Here is a 15,354-nt window from a genome sequence, read left to right on the forward strand (position 1 = left end):
ACACGCCCGGAATGCCGCGGCTCAAGCGCCGCGTTGGCGTTCGATCCGGGGCGTGGGGGCGCGTTTGCGCTCATGCTCGGCCAGCCAGGCAAAGGTGTCCTCGAAGGGCATTGGCCGCGCGATCCCGAACCCCTGTACGTGCTGGCAGCCGAGCTGGGCGAGGATCGAGTGTTCACCGATGGTCTCGACACCTTCGGCCAGCGACTCCACCTGGAGTTGCTGCGCCATTGTCAGGATGGCGGCGACCATGCGCTGCTGCTCCCCATCCTTGTCGATATGGGTGACGAAGGACCGGTCGATCTTGATGCGGCTGGTCTTGAAGCGTTTGATCGCACTGATGGAGGCATGGCCGGTGCCGAAATCGTCGAGGTCGATGCCGCAGCCAAGCTCCCCCAGCGCCTTGATATTGCGAAGAACTATGTCGTCATCGGTCTCGGTGATGACGGTCTCGAGGATTTCCACCGACAGCCGATCTGCCGTCAGGCCGAACCGGTCCAGCTCCCATTTCACCTTGTCGATCAGGTGGGGATTGCGCAACTCGAGCCCCGCGAAATTGACACCGATGGAGGGGATCACGAAGCCGCCCCGCTCCCATGCGACGAGGGCTTTCAGCCCCTGGTAGAGCATGACCTCGCTCAGGCGTTCAGTACGTCCGGAGGCTTCGATGGCCGGCAGAAACTCCGCCGGGGACACGATGCCGCGGCTGGGGTGGTCCCACCGAGCCAGCGCCTCGAAGCCCGTGACCTGCCCGGTTTCAGTGGAGACCTGAGGCTGGAACCAGGCAACGATTTCGCCGTTCTCCAGAGCCTTGGCCAGATCTTCGGCCAACTCGTGGCTGGCGCGAATCTCCGTCTGCATCTCGGCCGAGAACAGCCGCAGGGCACCGGCCCCCTGGGAACGGGCTTCGACCATGGCGCGCTCCGCGGCGACAAGCAGGCTGGCAGCCGTCGGTTCGGGTGATTTGCTGGCAAGCGCAATCCCGACCGAGGCGCTGACATAAGCGGTGAGCCCGTGCAGCACCAGCGGCTCGCTGAGGGCGCGCTGGATGCGGTCGGCGATCGACAGGGTGGAGTCGAGCGTCATGCCTTCGGATGGTCCGAGGTAGAGCGCGAAGGCGTCCGCATCGAGCCGCACCACGAGGTCGTTGTCGCGCACTGCGCTGCGCAGGCGATTCGCGGTCTGGCGCAGAACCTCGTCCGCAGCCTCACGTCCCCAGCGTTCATTGAAACTGTGAAAGTCGTCGAGGTCGATGACCATGCACGCCGCGGTCCGGGTACTGGCCCCGGGTGTGGCGAAGTACTTGTCCAGCACCTCCAGCAACGCGGCGCGGCAGGGCAGGCCCGTCAGTCCGTCGCGCCCGCCCTTTGGAGAGGTGACCACATCGAAGGCCCTGATCGCCAGAACCAGGAAAGGGATGAGCGTGCTGGCACCGATCAGCCAACGGATGTCCCGCGTCGAGTAGGACAGGGCCACGAAGAGCGGGATGAACCCGGCCAGCAATGCGGGGTCGCGGAACAACTGCTTGCCGGTGGATCGGAAGAAATCGAGAAATCGTGAAACCAACACGCCACTGCCTCTTGCTGCGCGCGCCGCATGCCGGGCGCTCGCCATCAGGCTAGGGGATCACCATGCGCAGACCATTAACGGGGTGGATCAATCTACTTCGGATTTTCCGAAAATGCGTCCGCAAGCCCGAGCCCGGCAAAGTCGAACAGGTTCGGGTCGAGCATGTGAGACGGGCGGATATTGGTCAGCGCCTTGAACATGACCTGGCGCCGTCCGGGGGAGTTCGCCTCCCACCCATCCAGAAGGGCCTTGACCTGCTGGCGTTGCAGGCCGTCCTGGCTGCCGCAGAGGTCGCAGGGAATGATCGGGTAGTCGAGGGCCTTGGCGAAGCGCGCGCAGTCGGCCTCTGCCACATGGGCGAGGGGCCGGAGCACGAACAGATCGCCCTCTTCGTTGACCAGTTTCGGTGGCATGGTCGCAAGGCGTCCGCCGTGGAAGAGGTTCATGAAAAATGTCTCTAGAATGTCGTCCCGGTGATGCCCCAGCACCACGGCCGAACACCCCTCCTCCCGCGCGATCCGATATAGGTTGCCCCGACGCAACCGCGAGCAGAGCGCGCAATAGGTCCGCCCCGCGGGCACCTTGTCCATCACGATGGAATAGGTGTCCTGGTACTCGATCCGATGCGGCACGCCCATGCGCTCCAGGAACTCCGGCAGCACCGTCGCCGGAAACCCTGGCTGCCCCTGGTCGAGATTGCAGGCCAGGATCTCCACCGGCAGCAACCCGCGCCATTGCAGCTCGGTCAGAGCCGCGAGCAGGGTGTAGCTGTCCTTGCCGCCGGAAAGGCATACCAGCCAACGCGGCTTCGTCCCCTCGCGGGCCTCGCGCTCGACCATGCCGTAAAGGTCGATCGCCTCCCGGACATTGCGGATGATCCGCTTGCGCAGCTTCTTGAACTCGGTCGTGCCGGGCGCGTTGTGAAACAGCGGGTGAATGTCGGCGTCGTCGAGCATCTGATCCCTCCGGATTGGCTGTTGCCGGGATAGGGGAGGGAGGCGGGGTGCGTCAATCGCCGGTGGGCGAAAGCGGCTGGATCACCAGCGTTGTCGCAGCTGCGGGGAGGAACCGGGCGGCGCATAATTGGTCTTGTGATGGTCGGGCCGCCACGGTAAGCAACCGCCGTTGCCTCAATAGCTCAGCTGGTAGAGCAGGTCCTTCGTAAGGACAAGGTCGGGGGTTCGAGTCCCTCTTGAGGCACCACGTATCTCAATCCGGCACGTCATCTACGCCCGTCCCGCCCCAAGGGTGGCAGCGCAGGATGCGGCGCAGGGCGAGCCAGCCGCCCTTCACACCGCCATGTTTGCGCAAAGCCTCCATCGCGTAGGCCGAACAGGTGGGATCGTAGCGGCAGTTGAACCCGACCCAGGGCGAAAAGATCAGCCGGTAGGCCCGCACGGGCAGGGACAGGAGCCAGGCCAGCGGGCTCATGACGGGCGCCCCTTGCCGTGGATCCGGGCGAGGGCAGCGGCGAGGTCCGCGCGCAGCAGGGTGAAATCCCGCTCCGCCGTGACCGCCTTGCGCCCGATCAGCACGTAATCCCAGCCGTCCCGGCCGTGAGTGGGCAGCTCCAGGCGGGCGATCTCGCGCAGCCGCCGCTTGGCGCGGTTGCGCGCGACCGCGTTGCCGACCTTTTTCGAGCAGGTGAAGCCGATGCGGATGCCCGTCGCGGGCTCGTCCGGCGCCCGGCGGCGCGCCTGCAACAGGAAAGCCGGCGCGGACTGGCGCCGGGCTCGGGCGGCGCGCAGGAAATCCGCGCGTTTGGTCAAAACACAAAGCGCCGCCTGCGAAGATGCGGGCGGCGGGGAGGGGGCCATCTCGGCCCCGGTCGCGGCTTGTGCGGGCGCTGTCGTCATAGCCCGAAGGCCAGCGGCAGAGCTCAGGCGCTCAGCGACTTGCGACCGCGGGCGCGGCGGGCGTTCAGGATCTTGCGGCCGGCCTTGGTGGCCATGCGCGCGCGGAACCCGTGGCGACGCTTGCGAACCAGGTTCGACGGCTGGAACGTACGCTTCATCGTGTCTCTCCTTCGGTTGGCCCGCCGCCCGGACGGCGGTTGGACCCGAAAATTTCAGAACCCGCCTATACGAGGCGCGGGCCGTTCATGTCAACGCGTATGAAGCGTTCTGCCCTTTTCCCGGTGGCCTTGCAGCGCGCAGGCCGGTGGAAAAGTGGCGGACCGAGGAGGATTCGAACCCCCGACCCCTTGATTCGTAGTCAAGTACTCTATCCAGCTGAGCTATCGGTCCGTGAGGGTGGTGACTAGCGCCCCGGTCCTGCCTTTGCAAGCCGGTTTTTCGTCATTCCGCCGCGGCGTCGAGGATGGCGGAGTTGCGTGGCAGCCGCAGGGCGAACTCCGTACCGCTCTCGTCCGAGCGCACCAGGTCGAGCGCGCCGCCATGGCCGCGCACCAGCTCGGCCGCGATCACGAGGCCCAGGCCCGTACCGCCCTTGCGCACCCCGCCCTGGAAGGCGGTGAACAGATTGTCGCGGGCCTTGGGGGGCAGGCCGGGGCCACTGTCGCGGATGCAGACCACCCATTCGGCATCCTCTTCGCGCGCCGCGACGCAGATCTCACCGGGCTGGCCGGTCGCCTCGATCGCCTGGCGGGCATTGCGCACGAGGTTGGTGATCACGCGGTAGAGCTGCTCGCTGTCGGCCCGGATCATCAGCCCCGGCGGGATTTCGGCGCGCAGCACGATCTCGCTCGGGTCGCAGGCCAATGCCTCGCTGTCGAGCACGTCGTCGATCAGAGGGGCGAGGTTGAAGCGCGACAGGGTAGGCGGCAGCTCTTCGGCCTTGCCGAAGGCCAGGGTGCCCTCGCAGAGATTGACCGCCCGGCTGATGGAGCGGACGAGCTTCGGCGCGGCCTTCTGCACGGTGGGGTCTTCGGAGCGTTCCATCCGGTCCGCGAGCAGCTGTGCGACGGTCAGCACATTGCGCAGATCATGGCTGATCTTGGCCACCGCAGAGCCGAGCTGCGCCAGCCGGTCCTTCTGCTTGAGCGCCGTGGTCAACTGGGTCTGCAATGATTGCAGGGCGGCCTCGGCATCGCGCAGCTCCCGCACGCCCGCATCGGGAATGATGATCCGGCGCGCATCCTCCGGCGCCTCGGCATAGGCGGTCATGTGGTCCACCACCCGCCGCATGGGTTTGACCAGGAACCGCCGCACCGCAAGAAACAGCAGCGCCGCGGTGAAGATCGAGATCACCGCCGACAGGATCAGGATGCGGATGCCGTAATCGATCAGGGCGGCGCGCAGGGGGCCCGTGGGCATGGTGATCTCGATCACCTCACCGGCGCCGCGCACCGGGTTGCCGATCACCCGGATCACCTGGTCCTCGGTCATCACGATGTTCCACAGCGCATCGCGGATCAGCTCATAGGCGGACGGGTCGCGCAGATCATAGGTGCCGTAGATTTCCGGCGGCATGGGACGCGACAGGATCAGCTGCCGCACTTCGTCCCGTCGCAACACCACGTTGAACACCTCGGCATTGGCTAGAAGTTCCGCCTCCAGCTCTGGCGCGACCATGTCGTCGGGCGTCGCCAGCAGGGCGAGGGAGGCGATCTGCGCCCGTTCCAGCCGGTCCAGCAGGTAATCCTCGCGAAACCGCGCGACCGAGGGCACGAAGATGAGCACCTCGGCCAGCATCACGAAGATGATGGTCAGCACCAGGAACCGTCCGGACAGCGAATTCACGTGGGTCGCTCCTTTCTGATCCCTGACATACGCCTGTCAGAACTTCTGGACAATGCGTACGATCCGCTTGACCAGAGCGCTCTCGAACAGCCGGGGGGAGAAATAGGCCCCCGCCGCGCGCTTGTTGATTTCGCCCAGGGTTGGGTAGGGCGCGATCATGTTGGCAACCGCGCTCATCTTGTGCTTGTTGGCGATGGCATAGGCCCAGAGGCCGATCAACTCGCCGGCCTCGGCACCGACGATGGAGGCCCCGATCGGGCGGCCCTTGACCACCATCACCTTGATCAGGCCGGTGGTCTTGCCCGACGCGATGGCGCGGTCGTTCTCGTCATATTCGAACCGGGCGACCTCGAGGGCGGCGCCGTGCTTCTCGCGCGCCTGTGCCTCGGTCAGGCCGACCTGCGCGATCTCGGGGTCCGTATAGGTGGCCCAAGGCACATGGTCGTCGCGGGTTTTCGCGGGCAGGCCGAGCACCAGCTGCCGGATCAGGATGCCCGCGTGATACCCCGCCACATGGGTGAACTGCAGCGGCCCGGCCACGTCGCCCGCGCCGTAGATGCGCTTGTTGGTGGTCCGCAGCGAGGCATCCACCTTCAACCCGCGGCGGTCATGGTCGACCTTCGCCGCCTCCAGGTTCAGCTTGTCGAGGTTCGGCGTGCGCCCCACGGCCATCAGGAGGTGGGTGCCGGTGACGCTTTGGCCATTGGCGGTCTCGACCGTAATCGCGCCGCCCTTGCCCGAGATGTTCGAGGCCTGCGCGCCTTCGATGATCTCGATCCCCTCGCCGCGCAGCCGTTCCAGCGCGATGGCGGCAAGTTCCGGGTCATCCTTGCCAAGCGCCTGCGCGCCCTCCAGCACCGTGACCTTGCAGCCGAGCCGCACATGGGCCTGGGCCATTTCCATCCCGATCGGGCCACCGCCGATGATGATCAGGTGCTCGGGCTTCTCGCGCAGGTCGAAGATCGTCTCGTTGGTGTAATAGGGCACGTCCTCGACACCTGGAATCGGCGGCACGAAGGGGCGGGATCCGGTGGCGATGACGAAGCGGCGCGCCGTGATGACCGTGTCACCCGCCTGAAGCTCGGTTTCCGAGATGAAGGAGGCGTATTCACGGATCACCGTGCAGCCGAGGCCCTCGAAGCGTTCCTGGCTGTCCACCGGGGCGATGGTGTCGATGACGCGGCGCACATGTTCCTTGGCGGCGGCGTAGTCGATCACCGGCTCCGCGGGCGCGACGCCGAAGCCGCCGGTGCGCACGATATGGGCCTGCTTGCCTGCGGCGATCAACGCCTTGGAGGGCACGCAGCCGAAGTTCAGGCAGTCGCCCCCCATCAGGTGGCCTTCGATCAGGACGACCCGCGCCCCCATCTGGACGGCCCCTGCGGCGACGGACAACCCGCCGGAGCCCGCGCCGATCACGCAGATATCGGTTTCAATTCGGTTGGTCATGGGATCAGGCGCCTTTGGTCTTGCGGAAATACTTCAGGAGAATGGGCAGCAGGGCGAGCGCCGAAAGCCCGAGAATGGGGCCGAGGATATGGGGCTCGAAAATGATGCCGAGGTTCGGGGTTTCGCCGCGGGCGAAGACCTCGCCCAAGCCCGCGCCGACCCAAGTGTAGACGGCGGTGCCGGGGATGATCCCGAAAAAGGTCGTGAAGACGAAGTTGCGTAGCTTCACCCCCACCAGCGCGGGCAGCAGGTTGGCGACGAAGAACGGGATCGCGGGCACGAGGCGCATCAGGAACAGCACGCTGATCTCGTTTTCCGCAAGCCCGGCCTTGAGCTGTTTCACGCGGCCCTCCGAGGCGTCCATCTTCGCGGCGAGCCGTTCCCCCAGGCCCCAGCGGGCGGCGAGAAAGATGATCGTCGCGCCAATGGTGGCGGCAAACACCGTCAGCAAGGTACCCGTGCCCAGCCCGAAGAGGAACCCGCCGGTCAGGGTGGTGATGGTCGCCCCGGGCAGGGAGAACGCCACAACCGCGATGTAGACGGCCAGGTAAACCCCTATGGTCAGGCCGAAATTCGCATCGCGAAAGGCGATCAGCGCCTCGCGGTTCTCGGCCAGCGCCTGGAAGCTCAGCGTGTCCCTGAGGGTGAAGGCGCCAATGGCGGCAATGGCGGCGATACCGGCGATGGGCACCCAGCGGGGCAGCGCGGCTTTGCGGTTTTCATCCATAATCGACATCCCGGGGGTCCTTTGCATGTGGGGCTGTTGTCCCATGAATTGAGCCTGAATGCGCGTCACTGTTAGGTCGATCACGCCCGGTTGATCCGGGGTGAGGATTTCGCACCGTTTGCAACAAGCGGCTCCGAAAACTGTAACCTTTGGGCAAGGCCGGGCAGGGTTTGTTACAATCTGGACAGGGCGACGGCCCGATCCTACCGTACATGTTGTGCCGGTTTGAGGTGTGTCATGCGAATTTCGGGTCTTCCTTGTGCGGTCGTCGTCTTGCTCTGTCTCGGGACCGCGCCGGTTCTGGCGCAAGGGACTGGCAGCGAAATCTTGCTGAAGCTCCTTCAGTCGCAAACGAAGGCCCCCGAAACACCCGATGAGAAGGCCGCTCGAGAGGCCGAACATGCGGCTTACCTCACCGATTTGCAGACCTGGCTGGCCTATTACGGGTTTTACACCGGTCGCGTGGACGGGATCGCCGGTCCGGCCACCCAACATGCGTTGACCGAGGCGCTGGCTTATGTGCACCGCGGCCCGATCCCGGTCGAGGCGTTGGGTCTTGCGCACCGCCGCCAGTCCCTGACCTTCCTCGAGCGTACCTATGCGGCACGGGAAACCGTGGATCCTGATGCGCTGGACGCGGTTGGTCGGGCGCGGTTGGCGGAGGCGGGGCCGAAGTTCTGGTTGCGCGAAGCGCTAAGCCCGCCTCCGGAGCGCCTCGGTATCCGGACATCGCGGGAGCAGGATCGCTGCGGTGCGTGGCAGAATGCAGCGCTTCTGAACACGCAAATCGACCTCAAACAGCGTCTTTATCTGCCGGGGGCAGAGTATGTGCGCGTGATCGGCCGCGGGCCGATCACAATGGACTTCAGGCCGTCACGGTTGAACGTCGAGATCGACCATTGGGATACGGTGGTCGCGCTGAGCTGTAGCTAGGAGCGTTACCCGGACCCCTAGAAGTCGACCTCGACGCCCGGCAGGTTCAGCGCCTTGACCAGTTCGCGCAGCTCCTGACGCGCGGCGACGTTGGACATGTTCAGCTTGTCGATCCCGATGTCGCGCAGATCCAGCAGGGTCAGCCCCCGGGGAAACAGCTCGCGGAAGATCACCCGCTCCGAGAAACCCGGAATGACCCGGCAGCCGATCCGCTTGCTCAGGTCCTTCAGCGCGTCGCCGATCTTCTTCTTGTTGTGCATGTACTGGGTGCCCAGCCGGTTTCGCAGCACCACCCATTCGATCGGCGGCAGGCCCGCGCGCGCCCGCAATTGCCGCGCATCCCACACCATCTCGGAATAGACCGAGGGCCCGAGCACCTTGTTGGTGGTCGGATCGATCCGCGCCAGCATGTCAAAATCCACATAGCTGTCGTTCAGCGGCGTGATCAGCGTATCGGCGAGCGAATGGGCGACCTGGCTCAGCCGGGTATGGGAGCCGGGACAGTCGATCACCACGAAATCGCATTCCTCTTCGAGCGACGAGACCGCAGCGCTCAGCCGGTAATCCCACACGTTCTCGCCCTCCGGCAGGCTCGCCGGGTCGATCTGCGGCAACTCGATCAGTTCCGGCGTGGGCAGGGCGATCCCCTCCCGCTCGCAGGAGGCCTTGCGGTTCTCCAGGTAGCGGCCGAAGCTGCGCTGCCGCAGGTCGAGGTCGAGCCCGCCCACCCGGTGACCCATCCGCGCCAGGGCGGTGGCCACATGCATGCAGGTGCTGGACTTGCCCGATCCGCCCTTCTCGTTGCCGAAAACGATGATATGTGCCACTGCGCGCCCTTTCTGCGACCGGTCCTTGTCCCCGCCGGTTGGCCGGGACAGTACAAAGCTGCTCCCCGCATTGGAATCCCAAAACGGCGACAATCGGCTCAAATCCAAGCCATTGCAGATGTTCATCGCAGGAAGGGCTTTGTGTTTGGTTAACGCGCGCCCCGCTGCCGACGCGCCGTTTCGGGATATCCCTCCCCCTGGGGAGCCGGTAGGCTCGTCGCCAAACACAACACGGAGGATCCCCCAATGCCCAACCTGACACGCCGCGCCCTTGGCCGCGCCGCCCTCGCCCTATCGCTCCCGGCCGCGCTGCTGTCCAGTGCCGTGCAGGCCGCAGGCCCCGGGGGCATGGCCACACCCGGGCTGGTCGAGATGCCGCTTGGGGCGTACCGAATCACGGCGCTCCTCGACGGGATGGCGCCTCTGGGACGGCCTTTCTTCTTCGGCCCCGACGAAGGGGCGATCGACGCCAAGCTGGCGGAGATGGGCCTGGGCCCTGACCTGCTGCCCGCGCCTGTCACGGCCTATCTCCTGCGCTCCGACGACCGCACGATCCTGATCGATGCCGGCATGGGGGAGGTCGATCTGCTCGGCCCGGGCTTCGGGCGCGTGGCCGCGGCGCTGGGCGCGGCGGGCGTGGCGCCGGGCGATGTGGACACGGTGATCCTGACCCACGCGCATCCCGACCATCTGGGCGGTCTTGTTGCGGACGGTGCCGTGGTCTTCGCCAATGCGGAGCTGGTGATGGCCGAGGCCGAGGCGGGGTTCTGGCTCGATGCCGGGATGATGGCCCAGGCGCCGACGGAGGCGCAGGGGCTGTTCCAGCTGGCGCAAACCGTCGTCGAGGCCTGTGGCGACCGGGTCACCCGCGTGGCCGACGGGGCGGAGGTCGCACCGGGGGTGCGGCTGATCCTCTCTCCGGGACATACCCCGGGACACGCGGTGCTGCGCATCGACGGCGGCGACCGGCAGCTCCTGATGCTTGCCGATACGCTGCACAGTGCGGACCTGCATACCGCGATGCCCGATGTGGGCTTCGGCTTCGACGTGGACCCGGCAGCCGCGGCGCAGTCCCGGCGGCGTCTGTTCGAGGAGGCCGCAAGCGACGGGGTGCTGATCGCCGGCAGCCATGTGCATTTCCCGGGGTTCGGACGCATCCAGCGCGCCGGCGACGCGTTCCGCTACGTGCCGGCCAGTTGGCTCTAGGCGCGGGGCGTCCGCAGGGCACAAGCGCGTTCGAACGCGCTTGCACGTGGCGCCGTGCGCCCTCGCGCGTCAGCGGCCCGCGATCTTGCGCCGTATCTCGGCCGCTCCGGCCAGCGTTCCGCCCGATTGCGCGATGGCCTGCGCCGCCGCCTCGGTCCAGCCGATATTGCTCAGCTCCGTGCCGAAGGGCGCATCCTCCAGGCCCACGCGCACATGGACGCCTGCCGGCACCGCGGCCCCGATCAGCGGCAGGATATCCACCTGCAATCCCGCGATCATGCAGGGGGCGCCGGGGTCCAGCTCGGCCATCAGCGCAAGGTAGCTGTCCAGCGCATAGCCCCGTGGCGGATATCCGAAGGTGAACCCTTCGGAGAACATGAACCTGTAGATTGGGCGGGGCACACCCGGCACCTGTGCGGCCAGGGCCGCCCCCAGACGGGCGAAGCCCGGCTCATAGATCGCATAGCTCGGGTGAAACCCGTAAGTCCGGGCGAGATCCAGCCCGTGCCGGACCTCCGCCTCCGAATTGTGGTAAACGAACCCCTCCCGGCCTGCGCGGATTTCCGACAGGCTCGACAGGATCGCGCAGCCCGGATCCACCACCGCCCATTCCAGCAGCCCGTCCCGGGCCAGCGCCTCGACCACGGCAAACCGCGCCTCCGGCGTCATCGCCGTCGCCGCGTCCCTTGAGCCCGAAAGCGGCAGGGTCGGGTAGACGATCACGTCCTCCACTGCGCGGATCCCCTCGATCACCTTGGCATAGGCGTCGTAATCCTCCCGCTGCCGCCCGGTATCGGGGTCGTAGACATGGACATGGACCACCGCCGCCCCGGCCCGGGCACAAGCGATGCCCTGGGCGATCAACTCGTCGGTGGTGATCGGCATGCCCGGTTGCAGGCTGCGCGACCAGGGCCCGTTCAGCGCGACTTCAAGGCAGATCTGGGGCATGGGTCCTCGCAAGCTGGCTCGGAGCTGCAGTCAACACCCCCGGTCCCCAGCGCACAAGCCCGCATGAAAAAGGCGCCCACGAAGGGGCGCCTTTGCACGATCGAGAGAGCGGCAGGCTCAGAAGCCGAGGCCCTCGTATTTCTTCTTGAACTTCGACACGCGGCCGCCGGTGTCCAGCAGGCGCGAGGTGCCGCCGGTCCAGGCCGGGTGAACGGACGGGTCGATGTCGAGCGACAGCTGGTCGCCCTCGGCCCCCCAGGTGGAGCGCATCTGGATCACGGTGCCGTCGGTCATCTTCACGTCGATGATGTGATATTCGGGATGGATGTCTTTTTTCATCTCGGCGGCCCTCAGTTCGATTTCGGCTTGTAGTTGGTCTGCTCGGCGATCCGGGCCGATTTGCCGCGACGGGCACGCAGGTAATAGAGCTTGGCGCGCCGCACCTTGCCGCGACGGACCACCTCGATGCTGTCGATATTGGTGGAATGCAGGGGGAAGACCCGCTCCACGCCTTCGCCGAAGCTGATCTTGCGGACCGTGAAGGAGGCCGCGATTCCATCGCCGCCCTTGCGCGCGATGCAGACGCCTTCGTAATTCTGGACCCGGCTGCGGGTCCCTTCGGTCACCTTGTAGCCGACGCGGATGGTGTCGCCGGCCTTGAAGTCCGGAATGTCCTTGCCGAGTTCGGCAATCTGCTCGGCTTCGAGCTGTGCGATCAGGTTCATCTGATCTCTCCTGAGTTGCGCGTGGTTTGCCCACGGTGATGTCGCGATCCAAGAGCTCTGTGTCTTCACCGGGTCCGGATACACCGCCCGCCAGAGGATAGGGTCGTCTTTGTATGTTGCATCCGTCCCGCCGAGGGTCCGGCACCGAAGAAAGTGCCACGGCGATCAGGGTCCGGGGGGCGTGCCCTACCGAACTCGCGCCGTATAGGAGGGAATGGTCCCCGGATCAAGAGCCTTTCATGCGCCGTGCCACCCGCGGCTCAGGGCTTGCGCGCGGCCCAGAGGTCGGGGCGCCGCGCGCGGGTCAGGGCCTCCGCCTGCTCCCGGCGCCAGGCCTCGATCTGGCCGTGATGCCCGGACATCAGCACCTCGGGGATCGCGCGGCCCTTCCAGACCGCGGGCCGGGTGTATTGCGGATGCTCCAGCAGGCCCCGGGAGAAGCTCTCCTCCTCCGTCGAGGCCGCGTTGCCGAGAACCCCGGGCAGCAGCCGCACCGTGGCGTCGATCATGGCCTGTGCGGCCAGCTCGCCGCCGGTGAGCACGAAATCCCCCAGGCTGACCTCCTCGATCGGGTAGTGGTCGAGCACCCGCTGATCCACCCCCTCGAACCGCCCGCACAGCAGCGTCACTCCCTGTGTCCGCGACCAGGCCCGCGCTCGGGCTTGGGTAAAGGGCGCGCCCCGGGGGCTGAGATAGACGATGGGCCAGTCCTCCGGCGCCTCCGGCGTACCTGCGCGCGCGGCGTCGATCGCCCGGCCCAGCACATCCGGGCGCAGCACCATGCCCGCCCCGCCGCCTGCGGGCGTGTCGTCCACATTGCGGTGCTTGCCCACCCCGAAGCTGCGCAGATCCATCGCCTCCAGCGCCCAGAGCCCTTCGTCCAGCGCCTTGCCCGTCAGGCTCTCGCCCAGAACGCCCGGGAAGGCCTTGGGAAACAGCGTGAGCACCTTGGCGGTCCACGCCCCCTTCAGCCGGGGACGCGCCGCCATCAGATCCTGAGGCGTCAGCGTGGCCGAGATGGATTTCCGGCCGTGGGAGCGGTTGGGAGGCGTTGTCATGCGCTCGCGGTTTAATCATTGTTTAGCAACCTGCAAGGCAAATTGACCACGACACGGACCGCGAAGCCACAGGCAAGCACGGAGATTGCGATGACACCCGGCGATCGGATGATGGCCTCGGCCCTGGGCAGCTGGACCCGGCTGGCGCCCTTCGCCGGTCTCGATCCGGCGGCGTTCGAGGCCGAAGAGCTCTGGCGCCGGGAGGATCCGGGCCAGGTCCGGATCGTGCTGCGAATGCGCGGGGGGGCGGGGCAGGACCTGGTGTTCAAACGGGTATTTCAGCCGCAGGACAGGGGTCGCTGGGCCGAGGCCCTCGACGGGCAGCGGCGCGCGGTCCGGGCGCTGATGCGCGATCCGGTGCATGTGCCGCCCGCGATCCTGGCCGAGGATGCCGAGACCCTCTCGACCGTGCAGGACTTCGTGCCGGGCCGCACCCTGCAGGACCACATGCTGCTGCGGTTCGACAAACCGGGCGCGCGCGCACAGGTGTTGCAGCGGGCGGGCCGCTTTCTCGCCGCCTTTCACGGCGCGACGGCGGAGGGCGACAAACCCTTCAACCCCGCCACCATGCTGGACTATATCCGTGCCTTGGGCCGCCGGGCGCTGAGCGGGGATCTCACCCTCGCGGATCCGGATCTCTTTGCGGTGCTGGCCGAGGGGCTGGAGGCGGCGGCGCAGACCGCGGCCGGGCAGCCGGTCCGCGTCGCGGCCCAACACGGCGACCTGCATGCGCGCAACCTGATCGTGTCGGGCAACCGCGCGACCCTGATCGACTTCGCCCAGGACAAGAGCGCGCCGGTGCAATACGACATGGCGCGGCTGATCGTCGATCTGGGCGCGCGGTTTTCCGGCGATGCGGCGGTGGAGGCGACCTGCTGCCTGCCCGCGGCCGATCTGGTCGCGCTGTCGGACGGCTATGGCCGGGATCTGTCGCAGGATGCCTGTCTTGCGTTTTTGTGCCGCTGCCGGGTGCTGCAGGACTGGGCGGCCCTGCCGGCGGTGGCCTCCCGACGCTCCGCGTTTCAGCAGGAAAGGCTTCTGCAGTTGCAGAAAACCGCAACCTGCCTTGCGGTGGCCTGAGTGCCCGTAGGCTTTGGGCTCAGAACAGGCCTTCGGGCGGGTCGGCCACGATCCGGCCCGCGTCCAGGTCCACGGTGGGAACCACCGCCTGGGTAAAGGGCAGCAAGACGCTCCCCTTCAGGCCGGGTCCGCGCAGTTCCAGCAGGTCGCCCGCCCCGTGATTGTGTACCGCCGCCACCTTGCCCAGAAGGGTGCCGCCCGTGTCATGCACGGCCAGCCCGATCAGGTCGGCATGGTAGAACTCGTCATCGGGCAGACGCGGCAGCCGGTCCCGCGGCGCATAGAGCCGCGCGCCGCGCAGGGCGTCGGCGGCCTCCTTGTTGCTCACGCCGGTCAGCCGCCCCGACAGGCCGTTCTTGATCTGCCCGGTCAGGCGCAGGGTCGTCTCGCGCCCATCCTCGAAACTCAGGGGGTTGTAGCTGGCGATATCCTCGGGCACCGCGCAGAAGCTCTTGATCCGCAGCTCCCCGCGCACCCCGAAGGCCCCGGCCACCGCGCCGACACAGACCCGGTCGCTCATGGCGCGGCCACCCCGGTGCAGACGCCGCGCGCATCGGGCGCGCCCCCGGCGGAAAGGCAGCGTTCCTCGGCCAGCCGCCGTTCCAGCTGCATGCCGATATAGACGCTTGCGCCGAACACCAGGAGGATCACGGTCTTGCCCATCCCCGTTCAGGCCACCGCACGCAAACGGTCCGCGATGGCGAAGAAATCCGCCGCCCCGATCTCCATCTGCCCGCGCCGGAATGTCCGGCCCCAGTGGCGCGGCCGGGCCACGAAGTCGAGCGCGCCGAGCAGGGGCCGCACCGACACCTCGCCCACCGCGTCATAGGCGCATTTGCGCACCCAGGTCTGGCCCGACCCCCGGCCCGTGCCGAAGGTCCAGGACGGCCCGCCCGCGCAAAGCTGCGTCCAGTTCTGGGTCCAGGGCGTGTCGTCGATCACCTCGCCCACGGCGGTGAAGCATTCCAGTGCCGCGCCATCGGCGGTCTCGTGAGGTGAGTAATAGAGCACCCAATCCCCCGGCGCGAGCTTGCGCACGGCTGCGGCCTTGCCGCCCGAGAACAGGCAAACCCCGTTTGCAACAGCCGCTTGCACGCTGTCGCGCTCGGCCAATCCGATCCAGTACCGCGCCAT

General features: G+C 67.0%; 19 protein-coding genes and 2 tRNA genes. 4 read left to right on the forward strand and 17 right to left on the reverse strand.

Annotation, left to right across the window (positions count from 1 at the left end; genetic code table 11):
* Window positions 1–21: 21 nt before the first annotated feature.
* Both PVW48_RS19090 and ttcA read right to left on the reverse strand, forming a co-directional pair.
* Window positions 22–1,566 carry a putative bifunctional diguanylate cyclase/phosphodiesterase gene (locus PVW48_RS19090; protein WP_274582537.1) on the reverse strand — a complete coding sequence of 515 codons (1,545 nt, stop codon included), beginning with the start codon at window positions 1,564–1,566 and terminating at the stop codon, window positions 22–24.
* Window positions 1,567–1,658: 92 nt separating this feature from the next.
* Entirely contained in the window at window positions 1,659–2,522 is an 864-nt protein-coding gene (gene ttcA / locus PVW48_RS19095; protein ID WP_274582538.1) for a tRNA 2-thiocytidine(32) synthetase TtcA, read from the reverse strand.
* 171 nt (window positions 2,523–2,693) lie between these two features.
* Here ttcA and PVW48_RS19100 point away from each other — a divergent pair.
* Window positions 2,694–2,769 (forward strand) — tRNA-Thr (locus PVW48_RS19100).
* Window positions 2,770–2,775: 6 nt separating this feature from the next.
* Here PVW48_RS19100 and yidD read toward each other — a convergent pair.
* The 7 genes from yidD to PVW48_RS19135 all read right to left on the reverse strand — a co-directional run bounded on the left by yidD (window position 2,776) and on the right by PVW48_RS19135 (window position 7,452).
* The gene (gene yidD, locus PVW48_RS19105) at window positions 2,776–2,997 is read right to left on the reverse strand and encodes a membrane protein insertion efficiency factor YidD (RefSeq protein ID WP_274582539.1); all 222 of its coding nucleotides are present in this window, start codon (window positions 2,995–2,997) and stop codon (window positions 2,776–2,778) included.
* Complete coding sequence (gene rnpA / locus PVW48_RS19110) at window positions 2,994–3,422, reverse strand: ribonuclease P protein component (protein WP_443112692.1); 429 nt, start codon at window positions 3,420–3,422, stop codon at window positions 2,994–2,996. Before rnpA ends, yidD begins: the two co-directional genes overlap by 4 nt.
* Before the next feature lie 23 nt (window positions 3,423–3,445).
* Window positions 3,446–3,580: a 50S ribosomal protein L34 gene (rpmH, locus tag PVW48_RS19115; RefSeq protein WP_012177012.1), complete on the reverse strand. Its 135-nt coding sequence runs from the start codon at window positions 3,578–3,580 to the stop codon at window positions 3,446–3,448.
* Between the two features lie 155 nt (window positions 3,581–3,735).
* Window positions 3,736–3,812 (reverse strand) — tRNA-Arg (locus tag PVW48_RS19120).
* Window positions 3,813–3,863: 51 nt separating this feature from the next.
* Window positions 3,864–5,219 (reverse strand): sensor histidine kinase, encoded by a 1,356-nt coding sequence (locus PVW48_RS19125; protein WP_274582599.1) that lies wholly within the window; start codon window positions 5,217–5,219, stop codon window positions 3,864–3,866.
* A gap of 84 nt (window positions 5,220–5,303) precedes the next feature.
* Window positions 5,304–6,716, reverse strand: a complete 1,413-nt coding sequence (locus PVW48_RS19130) for a dihydrolipoyl dehydrogenase family protein (protein WP_274582540.1) — start codon at window positions 6,714–6,716, stop codon at window positions 5,304–5,306.
* A 4-nt stretch (window positions 6,717–6,720) separates the two neighbouring features.
* A complete protein-coding gene (locus tag PVW48_RS19135) occupies window positions 6,721–7,452 on the reverse strand; it encodes a TVP38/TMEM64 family protein (RefSeq protein ID WP_274582542.1) in 732 nt (243 codons plus the stop codon).
* A 318-nt stretch (window positions 7,453–7,770) separates the two neighbouring features.
* Here PVW48_RS19135 and PVW48_RS19140 point away from each other — a divergent pair, with 318 nt between their 5' ends.
* Window positions 7,771–8,376: a peptidoglycan-binding protein gene (locus PVW48_RS19140; protein ID WP_274582543.1), complete on the forward strand. Its 606-nt coding sequence runs from the start codon at window positions 7,771–7,773 to the stop codon at window positions 8,374–8,376.
* Between the two features lie 17 nt (window positions 8,377–8,393).
* On the opposite strand, the gene PVW48_RS19145 is transcribed toward PVW48_RS19140, so the two are convergent.
* Window positions 8,394–9,203: a division plane positioning ATPase MipZ gene (locus tag PVW48_RS19145; RefSeq protein WP_274582545.1), complete on the reverse strand. Its 810-nt coding sequence runs from the start codon at window positions 9,201–9,203 to the stop codon at window positions 8,394–8,396.
* Between the two features lie 246 nt (window positions 9,204–9,449).
* Between PVW48_RS19145 and PVW48_RS19150 the strand changes: the two genes are divergently transcribed.
* A complete protein-coding gene (locus tag PVW48_RS19150; protein ID WP_274582546.1) occupies window positions 9,450–10,409 on the forward strand; it encodes an MBL fold metallo-hydrolase in 960 nt (319 codons plus the stop codon).
* Between the two features lie 69 nt (window positions 10,410–10,478).
* On the opposite strand, the gene PVW48_RS19155 is transcribed toward PVW48_RS19150, so the two are convergent.
* The 4 genes from PVW48_RS19155 to trmD all read right to left on the reverse strand — a co-directional run bounded on the left by PVW48_RS19155 (window position 10,479) and on the right by trmD (window position 13,140).
* Window positions 10,479–11,357 (reverse strand): 3-keto-5-aminohexanoate cleavage protein, encoded by an 879-nt coding sequence (locus PVW48_RS19155; RefSeq protein ID WP_274582547.1) that lies wholly within the window; start codon window positions 11,355–11,357, stop codon window positions 10,479–10,481.
* A gap of 117 nt (window positions 11,358–11,474) precedes the next feature.
* Window positions 11,475–11,696 carry a 50S ribosomal protein L31 gene (gene rpmE / locus PVW48_RS19160; RefSeq protein ID WP_012177019.1) on the reverse strand — a complete coding sequence of 74 codons (222 nt, stop codon included), beginning with the start codon at window positions 11,694–11,696 and terminating at the stop codon, window positions 11,475–11,477.
* A gap of 11 nt (window positions 11,697–11,707) precedes the next feature.
* Entirely contained in the window at window positions 11,708–12,082 is a 375-nt protein-coding gene (rplS, locus tag PVW48_RS19165) for a 50S ribosomal protein L19 (RefSeq protein ID WP_012177020.1), read from the reverse strand.
* Between the two features lie 260 nt (window positions 12,083–12,342).
* The gene (trmD, locus tag PVW48_RS19170) at window positions 12,343–13,140 is read right to left on the reverse strand and encodes a tRNA (guanosine(37)-N1)-methyltransferase TrmD (protein ID WP_274582548.1); all 798 of its coding nucleotides are present in this window, start codon (window positions 13,138–13,140) and stop codon (window positions 12,343–12,345) included.
* Between the two features lie 90 nt (window positions 13,141–13,230).
* Between trmD and PVW48_RS19175 the strand changes: the two genes are divergently transcribed.
* On the forward strand, window positions 13,231–14,220 hold the full coding sequence (locus PVW48_RS19175; protein WP_274582549.1) for a phosphotransferase: 990 nt from the start codon (window positions 13,231–13,233) through the stop codon (window positions 14,218–14,220).
* Window positions 14,221–14,239: 19 nt separating this feature from the next.
* On the opposite strand, the gene rimM is transcribed toward PVW48_RS19175, so the two are convergent.
* The 3 genes from rimM to PVW48_RS19190 are packed head-to-tail and all read right to left on the reverse strand — an operon-like array spanning window position 14,240 to window position 15,354.
* Complete coding sequence (rimM, locus tag PVW48_RS19180; protein ID WP_274582551.1) at window positions 14,240–14,740, reverse strand: ribosome maturation factor RimM; 501 nt, start codon at window positions 14,738–14,740, stop codon at window positions 14,240–14,242.
* Window positions 14,737–14,883 carry a hypothetical protein gene (locus PVW48_RS19185; RefSeq protein ID WP_012177024.1) on the reverse strand — a complete coding sequence of 49 codons (147 nt, stop codon included), beginning with the start codon at window positions 14,881–14,883 and terminating at the stop codon, window positions 14,737–14,739. The genes rimM and PVW48_RS19185 overlap by 4 nt, the downstream gene beginning before the upstream one ends.
* 6 nt (window positions 14,884–14,889) lie before the next feature.
* Window positions 14,890–15,354 carry an EVE domain-containing protein gene (locus tag PVW48_RS19190; protein ID WP_012177025.1) on the reverse strand — a complete coding sequence of 155 codons (465 nt, stop codon included), beginning with the start codon at window positions 15,352–15,354 and terminating at the stop codon, window positions 14,890–14,892.

Source organism: Dinoroseobacter sp. PD6 (genome assembly GCF_028807315.1).
Lineage (GTDB): Bacteria > Pseudomonadota > Alphaproteobacteria > Rhodobacterales > Rhodobacteraceae > Dinoroseobacter > Dinoroseobacter shibae.

Bases quoted from the DNA above. Each gene is read 5' to 3' on its own strand.
- PVW48_RS19125 (WP_274582599.1), bottom strand. From the start codon at position 5,219: ATGCTGGCCGAGGTGCTCATCTTCGTGCCCTCGGTCGCGCGGTTTCGC.
- rpmE (WP_012177019.1), bottom strand. From the start codon at position 11,696: ATGAAAAAAGACATCCATCCCGAATATCACATCATCGACGTGAAGATG.
- rplS (WP_012177020.1), bottom strand. From the start codon at position 12,082: ATGAACCTGATCGCACAGCTCGAAGCCGAGCAGATTGCCGAACTCGGC.
- ttcA (WP_274582538.1), bottom strand. From the start codon at position 2,522: ATGCTCGACGACGCCGACATTCACCCGCTGTTTCACAACGCGCCCGGC.
- PVW48_RS19185 (WP_012177024.1), bottom strand. From the start codon at position 14,883: ATGGGCAAGACCGTGATCCTCCTGGTGTTCGGCGCAAGCGTCTATATC.
- PVW48_RS19190 (WP_012177025.1), bottom strand. From the start codon at position 15,354: ATGGCGCGGTACTGGATCGGATTGGCCGAGCGCGACAGCGTGCAAGCG.
- PVW48_RS19175 (WP_274582549.1), top strand. From the start codon at position 13,231: ATGACACCCGGCGATCGGATGATGGCCTCGGCCCTGGGCAGCTGGACC.
- PVW48_RS19135 (WP_274582542.1), bottom strand. From the start codon at position 7,452: ATGTCGATTATGGATGAAAACCGCAAAGCCGCGCTGCCCCGCTGGGTG.
- trmD (WP_274582548.1), bottom strand. From the start codon at position 13,140: ATGACAACGCCTCCCAACCGCTCCCACGGCCGGAAATCCATCTCGGCC.
- PVW48_RS19155 (WP_274582547.1), bottom strand. From the start codon at position 11,357: ATGCCCCAGATCTGCCTTGAAGTCGCGCTGAACGGGCCCTGGTCGCGC.
- PVW48_RS19130 (WP_274582540.1), bottom strand. From the start codon at position 6,716: ATGACCAACCGAATTGAAACCGATATCTGCGTGATCGGCGCGGGCTCC.
- rpmH (WP_012177012.1), bottom strand. From the start codon at position 3,580: ATGAAGCGTACGTTCCAGCCGTCGAACCTGGTTCGCAAGCGTCGCCAC.
- rimM (WP_274582551.1), bottom strand. From the start codon at position 14,740: ATGAGCGACCGGGTCTGTGTCGGCGCGGTGGCCGGGGCCTTCGGGGTG.
- rnpA (WP_443112692.1), bottom strand. From the start codon at position 3,422: ATGACGACAGCGCCCGCACAAGCCGCGACCGGGGCCGAGATGGCCCCC.
- yidD (WP_274582539.1), bottom strand. From the start codon at position 2,997: ATGAGCCCGCTGGCCTGGCTCCTGTCCCTGCCCGTGCGGGCCTACCGG.
- PVW48_RS19150 (WP_274582546.1), top strand. From the start codon at position 9,450: ATGCCCAACCTGACACGCCGCGCCCTTGGCCGCGCCGCCCTCGCCCTA.